This is a genomic window from Vibrio sp. 378, from assembly GCF_033339435.1.
Map to the genome: position 1 here is coordinate 1 of NZ_JAWOUO010000313.1, position 851 is coordinate 851.

At 48.1% G+C, this 851-nt stretch carries 1 protein-coding gene and 1 pseudogene; both read left to right on the forward strand.

Going from position 1 to position 851, the window contains the following annotated elements; all coding sequences use genetic code 11:
- A partial coding sequence (locus R7Q48_RS25930; RefSeq protein ID WP_318133049.1) for a substrate-binding domain-containing protein occupies positions 1-573 on the forward strand: 573 nt, incomplete at its 5' end.
- A gap of 175 nt (positions 574-748) precedes the next feature.
- A pseudogene (locus R7Q48_RS25935) lies at positions 749-851 on the forward strand (cell division protein FtsN); the annotation flags it as partial.

Genomic DNA, 851 nt, shown 5'->3' on the forward strand with positions numbered 1-851 from the left:
GAGTTTGCGCCAGAGCTAGAATTACCAACCGTGCACATTGACAACCTAACGTCTGCTTTTGAAGCGGTCAATTACCTAACTCAGCTTGGCCATAAACGCATAGCACAAATTTCAGGACCAGATACAGCGGTATTGTGTCAGTTCCGCCAGCAAGGTTATCAACAAGCCTTGCGTCGCGCGGGGATCAGTAAAGACCCACAATACAGCGTTATCACTGAGTTTTCTTTTGACGGCGGCGCGAAAGCTGTACGTAAGTTGCTAGAACTTCCAGAGCCACCAACTGCGATTTTCTGCCACTGTGACACCATGGCAATCGGCGCAATCCAAGAAGCGAAACTACTCGGTCTGCGCGTTCCGCAAGATCTGTCAGTGGTTGGTTTCGATGATATCAACTTTGCTCAATACTGCGATCCACCGTTAACGACCATTTCTCAACCTCGTTATGAAATTGGCCGCCAAGCGATGCTTATGATGCTTGAACTCCTTAAAGGCCATGACGTTCATTCAGGTTCACGCTTACTAGAAACTAAGCTTGTTGTCCGTGGTAGCGCAGCGCCACCGCAACGCGCCTAAGCGCTCGGTAGTCCAACGCGACTATCATGTAAACTAACGATAAGCGGTGCCCATTGGCGCCGCTTTTTGTATTCTCTATCTGATACGTAGCTATCAAGATTACATCAATAGGGTGTTTTCTCGACCCGTTCTGGATTACCATATTTGGAAGAATCCTTGATGACCAGAAGTAACCGTGGCAAACAGAGATTATGTGAGACGGGGGCGAGGCGCTCCAAAAAAGTCGACAAAAAAACAACCTCCCAAAAGAAAACCTTGGCGTAGTGGTCTACTTGCAA